This window comes from Bradyrhizobium sp. 172 (genome assembly GCF_023101065.1).
Classification (GTDB): domain Bacteria; phylum Pseudomonadota; class Alphaproteobacteria; order Rhizobiales; family Xanthobacteraceae; genus Bradyrhizobium; species Bradyrhizobium canariense_D.
The window spans coordinates 327,589-344,396 of record NZ_CP064701.1 but is presented as its reverse complement, the minus strand read 5'-3'; the positions used below and the strand labels follow the sequence as shown (position 1 = coordinate 344,396).

Genomic DNA, 16,808 nt, shown 5'->3' with positions numbered 1-16,808 from the left:
ATGACATCAGAAGCGATTCCCAACCTGGAGGGGCTGTCGCAACAGCTGCGCGAGGCCGGCATCGACGTCGAAAAGCTGACGCGCGGTCTCAGCAATCTTGCTGCTTCGCCCTCCGAAACGAAACTGACGCAAGCACCACCGTCGCTTCCTCAGGGCCGTATCGCGCTTGCCGCCGCGTTGCGGAATGCCTTCCAGCCGGATGACCTCTATTTCCTCGGTACGAGCGATGATCAGAATGCCGATCTGAAAACCGTGCTGGCGCACTCGAATGTCGTGACTGTCGGGACGCAGCGCGCGTGGCAGCTCAAGGCGGCGATCCGACGCGAGATATTGCAAAGCGTTCCTCTTGGGGAACTCCAGGATGCCATCGTCGCCGCTCAAGCAGCGAGTAAACCCGACGCGCAGTCAAGCGACCGGGGCGGCAAGCTCATGCGCTCCGTGCTGGCCGGAGCGACTCCGGATCTGGATTTCCTGTCGATCGAGGAACTTGACCAACTTGCCACCATGTCCGATTGGCTGTCCGGGACGAAACTCGGCGTGCTGCCCAGTACCGCCGAGCTACGCCGCACGATCTATCGCCGGGAGCTGTTTGATCCTTTCCGCCAACTCGTAGGCCGCTCGGTTCAGGCCGGTGCCGATCCCGCCAACGATCGTATCGTTGGCCGTGAAGACGAAATCGAGCGACTGCGCTCCTATGTCGGGATCGTTCCGCCGGAACAACTACGGCATATGCTGTCCCGTAATCTGTCGAACCTCTGGGCGACGGTCACCCGCAGCAGCAGCGGCAATGAGCCGCTCCTGATTCAAGGACTGGGGGGCGTTGGAAAATCAAGCTTGATCGCGAAGTTCGTGCTCGATCATGCGCTGATCCCGGGTGTTCGCCTTCCCATTGTCTATCTGGATTTCGACCGTGCAGCCCTCGCGCCGCGTCAACCCCAGCAGCTCCTGATCGACATCGCCTTGCAGCTGGAAGCGTGGTTCCCCGAGATCGAAGCACCGCTGCGCGAATTGCGCGCCCAGATGCGCGACGGCATCGACAAGCTGGCACGGGACGAGAATCAGCGCCGACGCGAGGAACGTACGCGCTCCGAACTCAAGGCCTGTTGTCGCAGGCTGCGCGGCATAACCGAGGAATTCAACCAAGCGCGGGCTCCCGTCGTTATACTCTTCGACACCTTCGAGATCGTCCAATACGATGCCGTTGCGGTCGATGGTGTGCAGGCCTTGATCAGCGCGCTGACAGATCGCGATGGCGATCCCTGGAGCAACCTCCGCATCGTCATCGCCGGTCGCGCCGAAGTGCCCGAAATATCGACCGGCCAGAAGCCGATCGAGCTCAAGCCCCTGAACGTGCCCTCCACAAAGCGACTGCTCGCGCTTCGCAGCCAGGCCGAAAACCTGGGCCTCACCTCAGCACAAGCGACCGCACTTGCCACCCCGCTCAGCAATAGTCCGTTGGATGTCGCCTTGTTCGTGAACTGGCTGAGGGAGCGGGAGCCGGAGACGCGAGCTGTGCTCGTCGAGGATATCGTTACCGAGGCCAAGGCGGCGCAGTCGGCGGGCAACCCGGCCGTGGGAGGGGATCTGGGTAGGCAACTCATCACCGGATTCCTGATCCGGCGCATGATCAGCCACATCAAGGATCGCGAAGTGGAAAAGCTCGCCAATCCCGGTCTTGTGGTTCGGGCAGTCACGCCCGACGTCATTCGCGAGGTCATGGCGCCGGCGAGCGGCCTTGTCGGCGATGCGAAGGATCTCGCGCCAGGGGGGGAGAACAAGTTGTTCGAGCGGCTGTCTCGCGAGCGCTGGCTGGTCGAGGAGCGTCAAGGCGTGATCCGGCATCGCCCGGAAGTGCGTCAGGCGATGCTCTCGCTGATGCGCTCACAGGACGCGGAACGCTTCGAAGCGACGAATGAGCGGGCGCTGGATTACTTCATGTCCCGCCTGCACGATCCCGTTGCCCGCGCAGAGGCGGTCTATCATATGCTGCTCGCAAGCAGCGTCGACTTGAGCGCGGTTGACCGGATCTGGAGCGATGACCTTGCTCCACGGCTGTCGGGAGCGGTCGAAGATCTTCGCGGACAAAGCCGTGTCTATCTGACGGCACGCCTGGGCCGCAGCGTACCGGTTGAATCGCTGAGCTCGCTTCCTCCGAGCTCATTGACCGCAATCCTGCTGGCGCAAGGACGCAGGATGATCGAGCGCTATTCTCCGGAAGCAGTCGTGACGTTGCTGCAAGTCAGCTCGGTCGATGGGCCTCATCCCGATCTCACCGCCGTCAAGCTCGAAGCATGCTATCGCACCGGCCGATGGAGCGACATCCTGGATGAGACGCGGACCTCGCCGACCATAGCCGATCTCATTGCCGCCGTACGCTTGGGCCAGTTCAAGGACGTTCGCGCGATCGACGATCGCACCGGTAGTCCCGCACGCTTTCTGCTGCGATGGGCGACTCACGATGCTCGCGCAGACGAATATCTGCAGACGGTCAGGGGCAGCCTGAGCGCCTGGTCGGGCGCAGCTGCGGAATTCCTGTCAGGCTCCGATACGTTCTGGGATTTTGCGACATTCGCCTGCGCGATGAACCGCCGCGCAGGCGCCTCCGACATTGCGGCCAACGTACTGAGAATCGCCGGCCAGCGCTGCAATGAGGCCAAGCGGCTGCCCACCAGCGTCAATGACGGCGGCGCCCTGCGGATCCTCGCCATCTTCGACGACAATCCAGCGCAACCCATCCTGCGCCGCATCGAGTTCGCGAGCCATTTCTCCACCCTCAGCGCCGCCGAGCTCAAGGCGTTCCGGTCTCTTCTCGTCCTGGCAAACGATAGTGACGGCCTGCGCGGGAGCGTCACCCTGGAAAGAGGCCTGAGATTTCTCGATATTCATGACAAGGGAGACCGGTTCAGGGTGATTGCCGATCCCGCAATCACACGGGAATTCGCGGAGATCATGACCAGCTTGGTGCAAAAGGGATCACCAGCTACCAACGTCAAGGTGCGCGCCATGCTGGCATTGACGCATCCGGACTGGCTGGAGTCGCTCGGCAACGCACTGACCCGTGCCTACGGCGGGGAGGTTCCGGAAAAGCTTGGCTGGTGGTCGTCGATCTCCCGCTATCTGGGAAGTGACGCGCGGGGTCAACGCCGTTCGGCTGCCTCGGATGGATACGAAATCCTGTCGCTCGCCGACGAGGCGGCAAGTCTCACCGAGGCGGTCCGCGCCTATCGCGACGCGCTCGCCCATTCTCCGCTATCGGCGCGCGACTTCCTTATGCTCGCCGATGCCTTTCTGCGTTGGGGCGAACTGCTCAGTCTGCCACCCGTTAGCTGATCTTCTCGCTGTACATCTTCCGGTTGCCGCCGTCGCGATCCTCGAAATAGTCGGCAATGGCAACCCCATCCGAGCCAAGCGACAGCGTGGCGAAGCCGTGCGTGAAGAACTGCCCGTCCTTCGACAGCATGCTGTTGGCGGCGATCCGCGGCGGGTTGGCCAGATCGGCCAGGGTCTTGTACGGCTCGTCGTCGACGAAGACCGGGATCGCGCTGTGGCCGAGGCAGCGGCCACGCTCGAGGCCCGCATAGGGTTCGTAGATGCACAGATTGTGCTCGTGGCCCCAGAACCAAGCCGCGATTTTCTTGTTGTTCTGCGTGAGCGCCGCATAGGTCGCCTGCAGCTTGGGATTGACCGGGGTCAGACGGCCGTTCGCGCCATTGGTGCCGATCTGCGAGAAGGCCGAGAACAGCTGGTGATGCGACAGCAGGATGGTCTTTCCGTTGAACTCCGTCATGCGGCGCACCAGCCATTCCTGTTCGGCGAGGTCGACGAACGTCACGGCATCCGTGACCGAGAACGGACTATAGTCATGGCGTCCGGTATCCATGGCGAGGAGCTGCCAGCTGTCGTCCTCCGCCCGAAGGCAGAAGAAGCTTGCCGGCTGGACCAGCGATTTGCCGTTGGCCCCCTTAAGGCCCTTGTTGAGGCGCTGGATCAGCTCGTAGTAACCCACCCCGCCGCAGTACATGTCGTGGTTGCCGGAGAGCGTGTACACCGGCAATTTGCTGGCCGGCCGGTTGAAGATCCGGTTCACGGGCGCCTCGAACTTGATGCGGCATTCTTCCGGAGTTCCGGAGTAATAGATGTCTCCGAGATGGATCAACACGTCAGGCTTCTGCTCCTGCAGCCGACGCAGCACGCGCTGCGCCGGCTCCGCGCCGGTGCCCCAATCGCCGATGAGGCCGATCTTCGCATCCTTCTTTATCACCATGACGCCGTCACCCGCCTTCTCGGGCGTGACGTAGAGCGGCTCCACGCGCGAGCCGCCGACGCCAAAATATTTGGCGTACTCGCTGATCGTCTGCGCCCAGCGCGGATCGCAGGTTCCGGAGTCGAGCTCACCTTCCAGACGACGCGCCGAAGCCGCATCACCGAACACCTTGGCCTGCATGTACTGCCAGCCTAGGGAGGCGCAGGCTCGGGCATGCTCCGCGACCGACATGCCCTCCAGCATCGATTCGGTCGCTGTCGCATCCGCTCCGGGCTGCGAGGAGACCTGTCCGCCCATCTGAAGATTGACGATCTGCTGTGCCGCCAGCACGAGCTCCTCGGACGTGTCGGACGAGAGTGACTCGACGTTGGCCTTCTTCTCGGCAGCAACCTTGCCCGCGATATCGTCCACCGCCGACTGATAGAGCGAGGCGAAGTGATCGCGGAACGTGATCGGTCCTGCTGCACTTGCGGCGCGCGCACGCGATGTGGGGTCCGGTTGCGGGGCTGCTGGCGGGCGACCGGGCTGCCCCGGCATCGCTTCCACGCCGGCGCTCGCACGCACGACCTCGCCCTGCGGCGTGCCGGCTTGGTCCGCATTGCGAACCGCGGCCGGAAACTTGACCAGTACAAGCAGTTTCTCGAGATCCGCGATCGAGATCATGTGCTGCCGCCACTTCGGCGTCACCGCGAACTCGAGCGGGACTCCGCCAAGATCCTGCCGCAGAATGAAGCCGTAGCTCTTCAGCTTTCCGTGCTCGGCGACAACCACCACCTTCCAGTATTGCGACGGGATCTGCAGCCGCACCTCGCCTTCATCGTCGACCCCGACGAAAACCTTGTCGTCCTCCGACAGGACGGGCCCGGCGAAGATGGAGAGCCGGCCGCCATCGGCTCCCTTCGAGACGAACTTCTCGAGCTCGCCCCAATTGCTCTTCTGGTCCGGACGATTGAACTTACTCACTTGCGGCGAGCAATTGGTGGTGTGGAACGTATCGCCATTGGCGAGCTGGGCTTCGTCGAAGCTCTCGCCCCACGCGACGTCTTCCCGGCGGACCAGGTGGCCCTTGTCGAAGGCGCCATGGTCCTTGGTGAAGAAGCGGTCGGGAAGCTGGTGAATGGCCGGAATGCGTGGATCCGAGAACCACTTTTCCGTGTCGGACTTGCCGAGGTCGCCCAAGGCCTTGCGGGTGAACTTCCTTCCCGGTTCGGGCACCCGCATCTCTGCGGAGGCGTCGAGATTGGACGCGGTGAACAGCGCCAGGCGACGCCGCTTGTGCAGGACCAGCGAGAAGTGATGATACGGGATCACGTGATCGCCGTCGTCGAGCTTGGCGACCAGCGACACATCCTTCGGATCCGGCAGCGGCACCCGCGGCCCCAGGAAGCCGGGATCGTAGCCCATCCGGGTCGAATAGTCGTCATCATGGAGCGGCTCGACCATCGCTTCCGTCGTCGCAGCCTCGTCCGTGTGCTGTGCGGACGTTGGCGCACCCGCCCCGAGCCGGACCGAAATCTCGAGCGGTACGGTGAAGGTCAACTCCGAACCGCGGGCCTGCGTGCTGGGGGGCGGAGGCGACGGCGGCCGCGAGCGCACCTCGATTGGACGCGACGGCGAAGGACGGACGGTGGACGGCGGTGCGCTGGCGCGCTCCGCCGGCATGTTCGCCCACCAGGTCTGCGAAACGGCCGGATCCGGCTGCGCGACCGGCTGGAAGTTGACACCGGCGTCGACGACCCGGCCATCCCGCGCCAGCTCCGCCGTGGGAACGGCGAAGTTGGCGTCGAGATAGACGCCCGCAAAATGCAGGCCGACCACCTGTCCGGTCTTGGCGAGAACGACAACCGAGCCGGAATTGCCCCCGAGTGTCGAGCTGTCATGAGTCATGGCAGACACGCGGTTCTCGAAGCTCTCGATCGTGCGCCGCGGTCCCACCCTGCCTGGCTGCAGCCGCTTGACGTAGTAGACCCCGCCGAACACCGTGTTCTGCACGTTGGCGTCATTGCGGGGATCGAAGGCCGGATAGCCGATGACCGCGACCTCCTGGGACATCAGGGCGTCCGGCTGCGTCAGCGCGAGCGACAAGGATGGGTGATTGGCTCCCAGACCCTCGACGCGCAGGAGCGCCATGTCCCAGTAGGGATGGATCATCAGGACTTCACCAATCTTGAGCACCTGCGCGTCGGTGTTGCCCTTCTCGCGCAGGAAATCCACACCCGCTTCCCGACCGGGCAGGAAGACAAGGTCGCGCTGCCCGAGACCGCCGCAGAATATCTGCGCGACGTGACGGTTCGTCATCAGCAAGCCATCGCCTACCACGAAGCCCGTGCCCCCATAAGGCAGCGTCGGATGGTGCGGCAGTTCGACGCGACCCACCGAGGGAATGACTCGCCGCAAATTGCTCTTGATCGGATCCGCATTGAAGCCCGTCCAATCCGGATGCGTAACCTGGAAGTCTCCGTTGATGATGTCGATGGCGGGTCGTTTGTCCGGAATGATGATAGCCTCAAGCGCGAATTGCTCGCGCGGTGACAGGCTCTCGCGAGAGTTGACCTTGCGAGCTGCGGCGCGCGCGGCTTCGGCCATCGGATCCCGCATCGCCTCGTCGAGACGTGAGCGGGCGACAGCGGATTCCGCAACCCGGACGGGATCGGACATAGCCTCGAGCCCACCCGAAATGCGCGCCAGGAATTGCTTCGCTTGATCGGCCTCTGCCATGCTGCCCTCCAATTGGTCCGTTAAACGTTTCCAAACCCGATCTTTGATTGTATTCCGCCCACGGCTTGCGCATCGGTATCCGCACTGCCGGCCCCCGAGATGAACCTGCACGGTGCCGGGCGGCTATTTGCTCCCTTGGGCTCTCTGCCGGATCGTCAAAGGCGCTCCGCCTCGATCATAAACGCTTAGCTCGAGCCGTTGCGTCCCTGGTCAGCGTCAGGCTTCGCCGCCGCAATCAATCATGGAAACACCACGCTCCCCGTGACCGGTTTGTTCGGCGGCCCGAACAAACCCCACGGCGTGGCGCCCGGGTCCGGCGATCGCTGAAAAAGCATTTTCGTCGCGCCGTTGAGTGAGGCATACATCTCGAATGCCGGGAACGGCTCGACAAGGCTGCCATTGTCCAGCCTGACGGAGATGCTATTGCCCTGCTTCTCCACGGTGACCTTGACAAGCCAGTCAATGTCAGGCGCGGCAGATCCGGCGCACGGATTACCGGCACCGCCATCGAAGACAAACGAGCATTTCGTCCCGGTGGATGTAGCGCCGTTTATCTTCAGCTTGCCCGAATCCGGCGTCTTATTGCATTTCTCGCTGCCGTCAGTGCACCCCACCTCCACGGTATTGTCGCAATGGTGGTTCTGCGTAGTGAGGCTCATCGTCGCATTATCGACCTCGACCGTCGAACGGGTGCGCGACGAAGCAGTCGGCGAGTTCGAGAAGGTGCGCTGATCGGTCAGGTAGCAATTGGTCAGCGGCGGACCTGGGATCATCGTCTTTCCGCCGCCGTTCGGCACGGGCTTCGTGTAGTTGGCGATGTCCTTGGGGATGAAACTGCAAATCCAAATCTTCAATGCCATCGATTTCTCCGGACTAAAGGTCATTCGGTAGCTTGAAGCAAAAAAACAACTTTGAGTTTGACTTACCCGAGGTTGCATTGATAGTCTTAATTTTTCCGACGGTCTGTTTTTTGGATATTTGAAAATGAGCAACCGTTTTGGGGCCGCTTTCGGAGCAATATTGGCCTTGGTGTTGCTGGCCCTGTTTTCCTGCTCGACCTTCAACCTGATCTTCAAGATCCTCGCCGCGAACAAGGAAGGCTTGGATGCGGCTGCCCTCGAGGGGGCCAAGAAGGCGCTGGATGCTATCGGGCCCGGCTATGTCTACGTCCTCACGACCGTCGGTGGGCTGGTCTCGGCGCTGGTCATCGCGCAGCTCAGCGTGACGAAAGCGGGCGATGCCCCCGGCATCGGAGGTTTCCGCCCGGAGTCTACTGCCGGGATCTGGACCACCAACTCCGTCGTGGGGATATTTCTGTTCGTCTGGATATTTACCGGCGTTACTGCGCTGGTCGTCGGCGTCATGCTCTATCCGAGCGCCAGCAAGACAGTATCCGATCTTGGCACCACCTGGCTCGGTCTCGCTGTCTCGGCTGCGTACGCCTATTTCGGAATAAACCCGGGTGACAAGCCTGCCGAGCAACCCAAGCCCGCGGGCGCCGTAGTGCCGCTCGACCAGCAGCTTCAGGAAATGATCGAAAAAAAGACGATCACCTTCGATCCAGGCAAGGGAGAACTTCAAGACCAGTTGCTGCGAAAGAACACCAGCGGCACCCAGATAACCGGAAAGCTCCAGAAGCTCGTGCTTGAATTGTCGAAGATGTCGTCGCCGGAGAAGCCCGTCCGGATTCGCGACCTGCTGCTGCCGTCCACGGATGCCCTTCACGTTGCGGGGCGGGCCGTCAATATCGGCCCAGATTTCGCAGCCAGCCTGCTTCCGCAGGTCGCAACCGATGCCAAGGTCAAAGAGCTAGGCATCGAAGAGGTCATTTTCGACGCCGCCGTTGTCAACGAGGGTGATCGCAACAAGTGGAACTACGGCGCCGGCGTAAAGCATGAATACGATGCGACGGTTCTCGAAGACCACAAGAACCATATTCACTTTGCCGTGGCCGCCTAGCGCCACGACACAAATGATTTTGAATATGCATCGGGGGCGGTGGTTCGCAGGGGTGTGACGGCCACGGTACCCGGGATCCGGCTTCTCGGCCGGCGTGTTGACGATTTTCGCCTTGGGATTTGCCTTGGGGGGAGTACGTGGCTCTAGCATTCAGGCTTTACGGAAATTTTCATTGGCCGCCGACGCCTGCGCTGACAGACAAAATCGCCAAGGGCGTTGTCGAAATCCATTATGCGGTGAGGCTTGGCGACCCGGAAACTGCGCCGCGCCGCGCTTTTCTGCGCTGGTATCCAACACAGAATGCGGCCGATCCTCCGCAGCCGGCGAACCTGCCGACCGATCATCTTTTCAACATCAGCCCGGAAAACGCAGCCGCCTTGTTCCAGGACGCGACCAAGGAGGTCGCGATTTGGCTCGACACCACCAACCCGCCGGCAAGCCTGACGAAAAACAAGAGCTGGCTGGTGTTTCGCGGCGCCTTCCTATTCGAACAGTATCGAGAACCGAAAGACCAAAGGGGGGCGACGCCTATTCTTGATGTGCAGTGGCCGCTGGTCACGCAATGCCAGTACAAGAGCGGCACGACGGTCCACTCCGCCCTCGGAATTTGCAGCACGGACCGCCCGCTGTTCTATTTCAGCTTTCACCTGCCCTTCCCGGTCCGGCGCACCAGCCGCGACGACGACAAGACCAGGGCTTTCCCGTTTTCTGCCGTCTACAGTCTCGCGCCGGTGCCGGCGGCCCTCCTCGGCATCGACACCCTGGTCGCCGGCTGGAAGAAGGACGACGCACTTCCCAACCTGACACAGCCGCCCAACACGGACGACACATCCTTTCCTTTCCTCGGCAACAGCGCACCGGCAGACAAGAACAAGCAGCTCGGCAAATTCGGCCTCTCGGAATATGGGCTCGGCGCCGGCAACAAATTCGCGCTCTACCGCCGCAAAGCCAGCGTCACCGGCCGGTTCTGGCCGCTGAATCGCAAGGCCGTGGTCCAGGATATCCTCTGGCCGTATGGGATCACGGTATCGGACGCCGACTGGCTGGGTCCGACCAATCTCGGCATCCCCGATTCCAGCCTTCGCTTCGCCTCCATCAGCGCCGGAGACGGCGGCAGGAGCCACCGCAGCGCCCTGATCTATCGTGCGACGGTGACGCAAGCAGCGTCGCACGACACCGACGGCGACGAGTTGCAGGGAGACAGCCGGGGACTGCGCATCCGTCTGAAAGATGAGCTCGACGGCCGGACCGCCGACGGCACCCAGTTCGGGCTTGCGGACGCCAAAACCGGCGAGGACAACGCGAAGGTCGAGGGTTGGCTCGCGACCGGCGGCACGCTTTCGACCGACTGCGAGCTGTCGTGGGAGATTTCGCGCGACAGCATCTGGACCGCCGACCGCGACGCCGACTGGTCGCCTCAGGTCACGATCCGGCTGCATTGGCCAGAGCAGACCGACAAAGCGGGAAAACTGACCGCGGCCGTCGACACTGACACGGTCTTCCGGGCGGGCTTGCTGGCGCAGGCCGCCTATTCGTTCCAGACCGTTCGCGATGCGCTCGAGGCCGGCGAGGCGGGTCAGCCGCACTCCTTCCTTCCCGATCTGGCGACAACGGCAGACCGCAAATGGGTGCGCTTCTCACTCCATGGCACACCGCTTCCGGCACGCTTCAGCGACGCCGACGGCACCATCGCATGGGGCCGGCGGGCGCGCGGAGACGGCGACCAGGCGTGGCGGCGGCCAGGCATGCGGCTCAGCATCACGGACAAGGCGCTTCTGATCGACGGTACCGATGAAACCGGGGACGAGGACAAATTCGAACTCGAAGTCGAAGCGAGCAAGCTGGCCTTCTTTGAGACCGACGACATCAAGCTCACGCTCAACTTGACGCGTGACAAGGACTGGCCGCCGCAGAGTTTCACTGACGTCGATAATGGCCCTGCGTTCTTTGCTTCCTTCGCGGTCAACGCCACAGCAAGCAAGGCCTGGATCGGGCGGCTCTCCTCGCTGCAATTTGCAGGTACGAAAAAGGGCGGCCCAGACAAGAGCGGCTATCTGCGGATCGGCGGACGCGGCACCCGGCTGGGATTGGGCGACGGCGCGCCCATCCTCACCTATCCAGACGGACGCATCGCCGTGGAACTCAGCCTCTCCATCCGGACGGCGCGGGTCGAGCCCAAGGGCGTCGACGTGGCGAGGAACGATCGTACCGAGCGGCCCGCTCCACTTCTGATTCCCCTCGGTCCTCCGCCGACGGATGGCGCCGATCTGCCGGGGCAGTTATGGCTGACCGCGACCGAGACGATTTCGCCGACGCAGGACCGGCGGCTGCAGGCCACCCTCCACGAGGACAGCCCGGAAACCGGTGATCGCACCTATGTGGTGCTGTCGTCCGAGCCCTTCACGATCTTTCGCTTCACCCATCGTTCGCTCTACGACCGCGGCGAGGCAAGCAACGCTTCCGTGGCGGACTATTCCGGCGATGACCGGCTCTGGCAGTACAAGCGCGTTTCCGAATTCTACCACTACGTCCTGCCGCCGCAGGCCGTGGGCGAAAGCGCCGACAAGCCGCGGCGTCTTGAAATTCATGACTTGGTCGATGACAGCGAAACGCCGCCGCGGCCCTTTCTCTATCAGAAAGACCAGCACAACAACGTCATCATAGACAACCACGGAAAGCCGATACCGGACCAGATGCGGCGTCGCGCGGTCGAATTTCGTCTGACGCCGTCGGCGGAAATCTGGATTCATCCGAGCGACGTCGAACGCGGCTATTTCATGCCGGAGTCGACCAGTTACGAAATCTTCCGGCAGCACGGCGAATATGGAGTGGGCGCCGCGCTTGGATTCCTGCGCGCCGAATTCCTCTACGGCCTAGCGGTCGGCATCGATGTCTCGCGCGAGCACTCGATTTCGCGTGGCGCGCGCGTCGCCGAGATCGAAGCGCTGACCGGCAAGCTGACCGGACGTCCACACGAGACCGACGCCGAGGCGCAGCTCGCCGCGCGCTGGAACGCGCTTCGGAGTGCAGTCGCGCGCCGGCCGGAACGGCTGGAAGTCTGGGCGCGCGATCTCGATTCGGCGATCGACTTTACGCCCGCGCGCTTCACCGACGGCGCCCAATTCGCTTTGCGTCACACCGCCCTGCACCGCGCGCCCGTGATCGACCAGTATTCGGCCGATGCTCCGGAAAGCGACACGGACTACGCAGCGCCGCCGAAGATCGGCGGAATCGATCCGGCACAGGTGCCGCCGGAGATGGCCTTCTATCCGCGGCACCATCCGCAGGGTCTGAGCGGCGGCGCGCTGTGGCCGGTCGAATCGCTCAATTTGTTCAGGACGCTGCTGCGCGCGCCGCAATCCAGCGGTGGGGCCATCGAACAGATCGCGCTGTCGCCGATTGGCGGCGATGCCGTGCAGAAGGGCGAATTCCTCGGCGGCAAGGTCAGGATCATCAGCGAGACGCGCAACGGTTTTGTCCAGCGCCAGCAGGTCGAGGTGCTCGGACGCATCTGCGCATTCTGGCATCGCGCCAAGCACGTCGTGGTCTACGAGCGCACGGTCAACCTGCCGCCGCAGTTCGCGCCGAAGCAGGCAGAAGATCCCAACCAGACGCGCTCGCGCCGGCCAATCCTGCGCAAGGTCCGCGAATATATCGAACTGTTGCAGCCGGAGCGCAACTATCCGGACTTCAGCACGGCGGCGCAGCGCAGCGCCGGTTTCCTCGAGCGCGTGCGCTTCAATTCGCGGATCATCAATGTCGACAGCGCCTGGGCTCACGACGTCGGCGACTTCGGCTGGGAAATCCCGCTGTGGAACCGGTTGAGCGCACGCGAACGCCCTCAGGTCTATCCGATGCCCGACATCGCCTTCGTGTCGACCTGCGAAGGCGATGGCGAGAAGCCGGTTGTCGCACAGGAATGCCTCGATCCGGACTACCTGTTCTTCTTCGCCGACTTCAGCACCACGACGACGGCGGAGAGCGACACCTGGGTGTCGCGGCTCAACCTCGACTTCCCCAACATGCCGACTGCGCAGGCGATTGCCGAAACGGCGGATCAGAGATCGTCGAGCCAGCCCGACGACCACCCTTCGGGCTTCGAGCAACGGCGTCCGTCGGTCAGCCGCATCCTTCCCGGACTTCGTCGTTTTACCTGGCGTCTCGCGCCAGCGGCACAAAAGGCGGCCATCAATGCCGGTCGCGCGGAAAAGCCGGTCTATGCGGGTCTCGGCAGCGCGAGCTTCATGCGCGCAACGCACGCAGCCGATGAAGCAAAGACGCTGAAGCCGGACCTCGCGACGCTGCTCGGCTCGGCCGTGTCGCTGGCGGCAAAGGACGAACCGGAGGCAATCCAGGCTCTCAAATATTGGGCGAGTGACGGCACCGGCGGCAGCGACGATTCCCGGAAATATTCTAACGCAATCATGACCCTCCGGGAGGCAATCGAAAAAAAGGACGCTGCTCAAATTTCCCCCGCGCTCGCGGACCTTGCGCAGAAATGGACCGGTCTGCCCGCCACACTCAAGAACGACCTTGGCAAGGGCTTCGATCAGGCAAAAGGCTTCCTTGCCGGCTCGAAGCTGGGCGCCAACTTGCTCGCAGTCGAGAACCCGTGCGACAAACTGAAGAGTGACGCGATAGGCGTCATCAAGCGCAAGGAAATGCTGATCCGGACCGCGTTGCACGACTGGACGGCGGATGCGGAACGAATTCTTCCTGAACTTGAGCACCCGGACGACGAGCCCGACCCTTCCAATACCTTGGGCGGGACGTATCCTCCGCATACAAAAATCAAGACCAAGGCGGAGGCCGTTAACGCTCTTCTCCACGTCGGGGTAAAGTACCTGCGGCCGTTGTTCGATGAAGCGAGCCGGGATGTCGGGAAAGCCAATGAAGGCGTAGAGAAAGCCCGTGCCGTCGTTCTCAATCTCGAGGCAGAGCTCGATGCGACCGTCGATCGCGCCCGGCAGCGCATCGACCAGTTCGTAGCGGGCTACGACCGGGACAAGCCGTGGTCCGACCAGCGCCGCAAGGCGTTTCACGCCGGACTGCGGGCATGCGCGAGCAATATCGAAAGCGACGTCGCCAGCCTGATCGACGAAGCCCGCCAGCACTTCGCCACCGAACTGAATGACGCCAGCCAGGCTGTCGGCGGATATCTCGCCAAAGCACTCGGCGATATCGCGCGAAGCAGGAGCGATGCGCTTTCCGACATCGGATCGCTCAAGGACATCCTGCAGCCCTATCTGAACGATGCCCGCAAGGCCCTGAATACACTGGTCCCGGCTTCCGGAACCGGCACCATCGACAAGGCAATCACCGAGATCGACAAGGCAATAACGGACATTGACGGCAATGCCGGCATCAATGCGGGGCTGAAGGACAAAGCCAACCTCGCACTCAACGGACTGAAAGCGGTGGCCGTCCAGGCGAAGACCGTCGTGGCTTCCGGCCGCGACAGCGTCGAGAGCGCTGCCAACATGGCGGACGATCTCCTGAACCAGGCCGGATCGACAATCAAGGCGGTCGCCGGGCAACTCGGCGGCATCGTCACCTCGCTGGCGGACAAGGCCAGGGATGTGGTCGAGGTTGCGCAGGAGCTCTCCGACGCGGGCTTTGCCGCCGTCAAGGATCAGCTTCTGGCGATCTGGCCGAAAGTCGACGCCGAACTCGGCAATCTCAAAACCGCCGTCGAGACCACGATCAAGCCGATCGAAAACGAACTGGTCAACCTCGGCACGCTGCTCGACTTTGTCGTCGAAAAGACGACGAAACGCGTGCAGAGCGCGGTCGATGAGTTCCGCGCGGACGTGCACACCCTCGAAGGCAGCCTCAACGGCCTGATCGGAGACATTCAGGGAGCCCTCAGCGCCGTGCAACTCGCGCTGGCGCCGCAAAGCCTGCTGCAAACCGCCGTGAGGGAGTATGTGCTTCGCCCCGCTCTCGAAGAGGTATTGAAGCCCCTGAGTGACGGAGATTTCCAGGATACCCAAACGGCGCTCAAGCTGATTCGGGAGAATCTTTTTGCGCTGAGCGACGCCATCGAAGCGCCGATCCGAAAGCTTGACGTCAAGGTGCTCGGTGCGCTCGAGCAGGTGTCCAGCGCCTGTAGCGCAGCCTTTGACACCGTCGACAAGGCAAAAAGCTATCTTGAAGACCTCGCCAAGGACGGCAAGGCCTATTTCGACAAGAAAGTCGGCGACCTGCAGAACGTATTCACTGGCCTCGACAGCCGGATCAGGCAAACACTCGGCAGCGCCGAGACACTCGCCCGCGAGGGTGAGGATCTGATCGCCGCCGTCAATGCGTTCGACCATTCGGTTCGCGGGCTGCAGAACGATCTGGCGCGGTCGACCGAGACCGCTCGCATGTATGCCGATCGGGTCTTCACCGCCGCCAGCCGGCTCGATGCCGGCGGATTGATGGCCGCCCCGAGCAATATCCTCAAGCTCTATTCCGCCGTCACCACCGCGCCGGAAATCGCCGCGCTGAAGGCCGACATCGACCGCATCCGGTCCGGGTATGACGAGCTCAGCGACATCGTCCAGACCACCAAGGCCAATGCGCTGTTCAACCGGCTCGGCGACGAATTGAAGGCGCTCGGGCTTTCGCTGCCGTTCGACAAGATCGGCGACCGCCTGCTGCCGGCCGACCTTCCCAATTTCGATATCGGCAAGGTGTTCCGCAATTTCGGCGGCAGCAAGCTCGACAACCTTCTCAAGGGCTACAAGATCCCGTCCGGCGTCGGCGACGCGGTGCGGCTCACCCATGATTTCGACAAGAAGCAGGCGCGGGCCTGGGTCCAGGTCGACATCGACGCGCCGATGGGCGGCCGCCGCAGCCTGTTCTCGATCGGCGTCTTCAAGGCCGACTTCGTCGACATGCGGCTGACCGGGCAGGTCCGGCTCGAGGCCTCGAAGGACCAGGACAAGGTAACCGAGACCGGCTTTGGCCGCATCGGCACCGTGGTCGATCTCGTTGTCGGCGGCCAGTCGATGGTGCGGTTCGAGAACTTCGCGCTGAATTTCACCCGCGAATCGGGCCTGAAGATCGAATTCGATCCGAAGAATATCCGTCTCAACCCGACGTTCCAGTTCATCCAGGATTTCCTGGGGACGCTGTTTCCCAACAAGGTCGGCGGCCTGCAACTCATCAAGCTGAACGGAATTCCCGTCGGCGTGCAGCATGACTTCGCACTGCCGCCGATATCGCTGAATTTCGGCACCAGCGGCGTCTCGAACATCTCGATCGAGAATCACTTCAAGCTGCTGGCGTTTCCGGATTTCCTGCTGTCCAACCGCTTCAATCTGTCGACGATCGAGCGGCCCTTCATCTTCTCCATCTTCATCATCGGCGGCGCCGGCTACATCCAGATCGAGGCCGAGTACCGCCCGTTCGACAAGGAGCTCACCGTCACGGTCGAGGCGGGCGCCGGCGGCTCGGCGTCGCTCGCTTTCGCGTTCGGCCCGTTCGTAGGCCAGGTCTTCATCACGCTGTCGGGCACTCTCTCCTACCGCAAGGTGATCGGCAAGCCGGGCGGCGGCCTGTCGATTTCGGCCGTCCTCGTCATCTGCGGCCACGTCGACGTCGCCGGCCTCGTCACCATCGGCATCGTGCTGATGCTGCGAATGACCTACCGCGACGACGGGCAGGTCGACGCCGACGGTTCGCTCACCGTCGAGATCCGCATCTCCAAATTCTTCAAGATCACCGCGCACGCCAACGCCAAGTACAAGATGCGCGGCGGCAAGTCCGAGACGTCGGTCAGCGCCGACGCCAGCGTCGAGCCGACCGATCCGAAGCTCAAGGCCAACATCGACAAATTGCAGAGCGCCGCCAAGACGCTTGATGCGGCGAGGAAGTAGAC

The 16,808-nt window shown here is 62.7% G+C and carries 5 protein-coding genes; 3 read left to right on the top strand and 2 right to left on the bottom strand.

What is annotated here, in order from left to right; all coding sequences use genetic code 11:
• Positions 1-3,330 carry a hypothetical protein gene (locus tag IVB07_RS01515; RefSeq protein ID WP_247767449.1) on the top strand — a complete coding sequence of 1,110 codons (3,330 nt, stop codon included), beginning with the start codon at positions 1-3 and terminating at the stop codon, positions 3,328-3,330.
• On the opposite strand, the gene IVB07_RS01510 is transcribed toward IVB07_RS01515, so the two are convergent.
• Both IVB07_RS01510 and IVB07_RS01505 read right to left on the bottom strand, forming a co-directional pair.
• A complete protein-coding gene (locus IVB07_RS01510) occupies positions 3,323-6,982 on the bottom strand; it encodes a DNA/RNA non-specific endonuclease (protein WP_247360659.1) in 3,660 nt (1,219 codons plus the stop codon). The genes IVB07_RS01515 and IVB07_RS01510 overlap by 8 nt on opposite strands.
• 239 nt (positions 6,983-7,221) lie before the next feature.
• Positions 7,222-7,842, bottom strand: coding sequence for a DUF3238 domain-containing protein (locus tag IVB07_RS01505; protein ID WP_247360658.1), 621 nt, complete (start codon positions 7,840-7,842; stop codon positions 7,222-7,224).
• Between the two features lie 124 nt (positions 7,843-7,966).
• Between IVB07_RS01505 and IVB07_RS01500 the strand changes: the two genes are divergently transcribed.
• A complete protein-coding gene (locus tag IVB07_RS01500) occupies positions 7,967-8,941 on the top strand; it encodes a hypothetical protein (protein WP_247360656.1) in 975 nt (324 codons plus the stop codon).
• Between the two features lie 137 nt (positions 8,942-9,078).
• Positions 9,079-16,806, top strand: coding sequence for a methyl-accepting chemotaxis protein (locus IVB07_RS01495; protein WP_247360652.1), 7,728 nt, complete (start codon positions 9,079-9,081; stop codon positions 16,804-16,806).
• Positions 16,807-16,808: the final 2 nt, after the last annotated feature.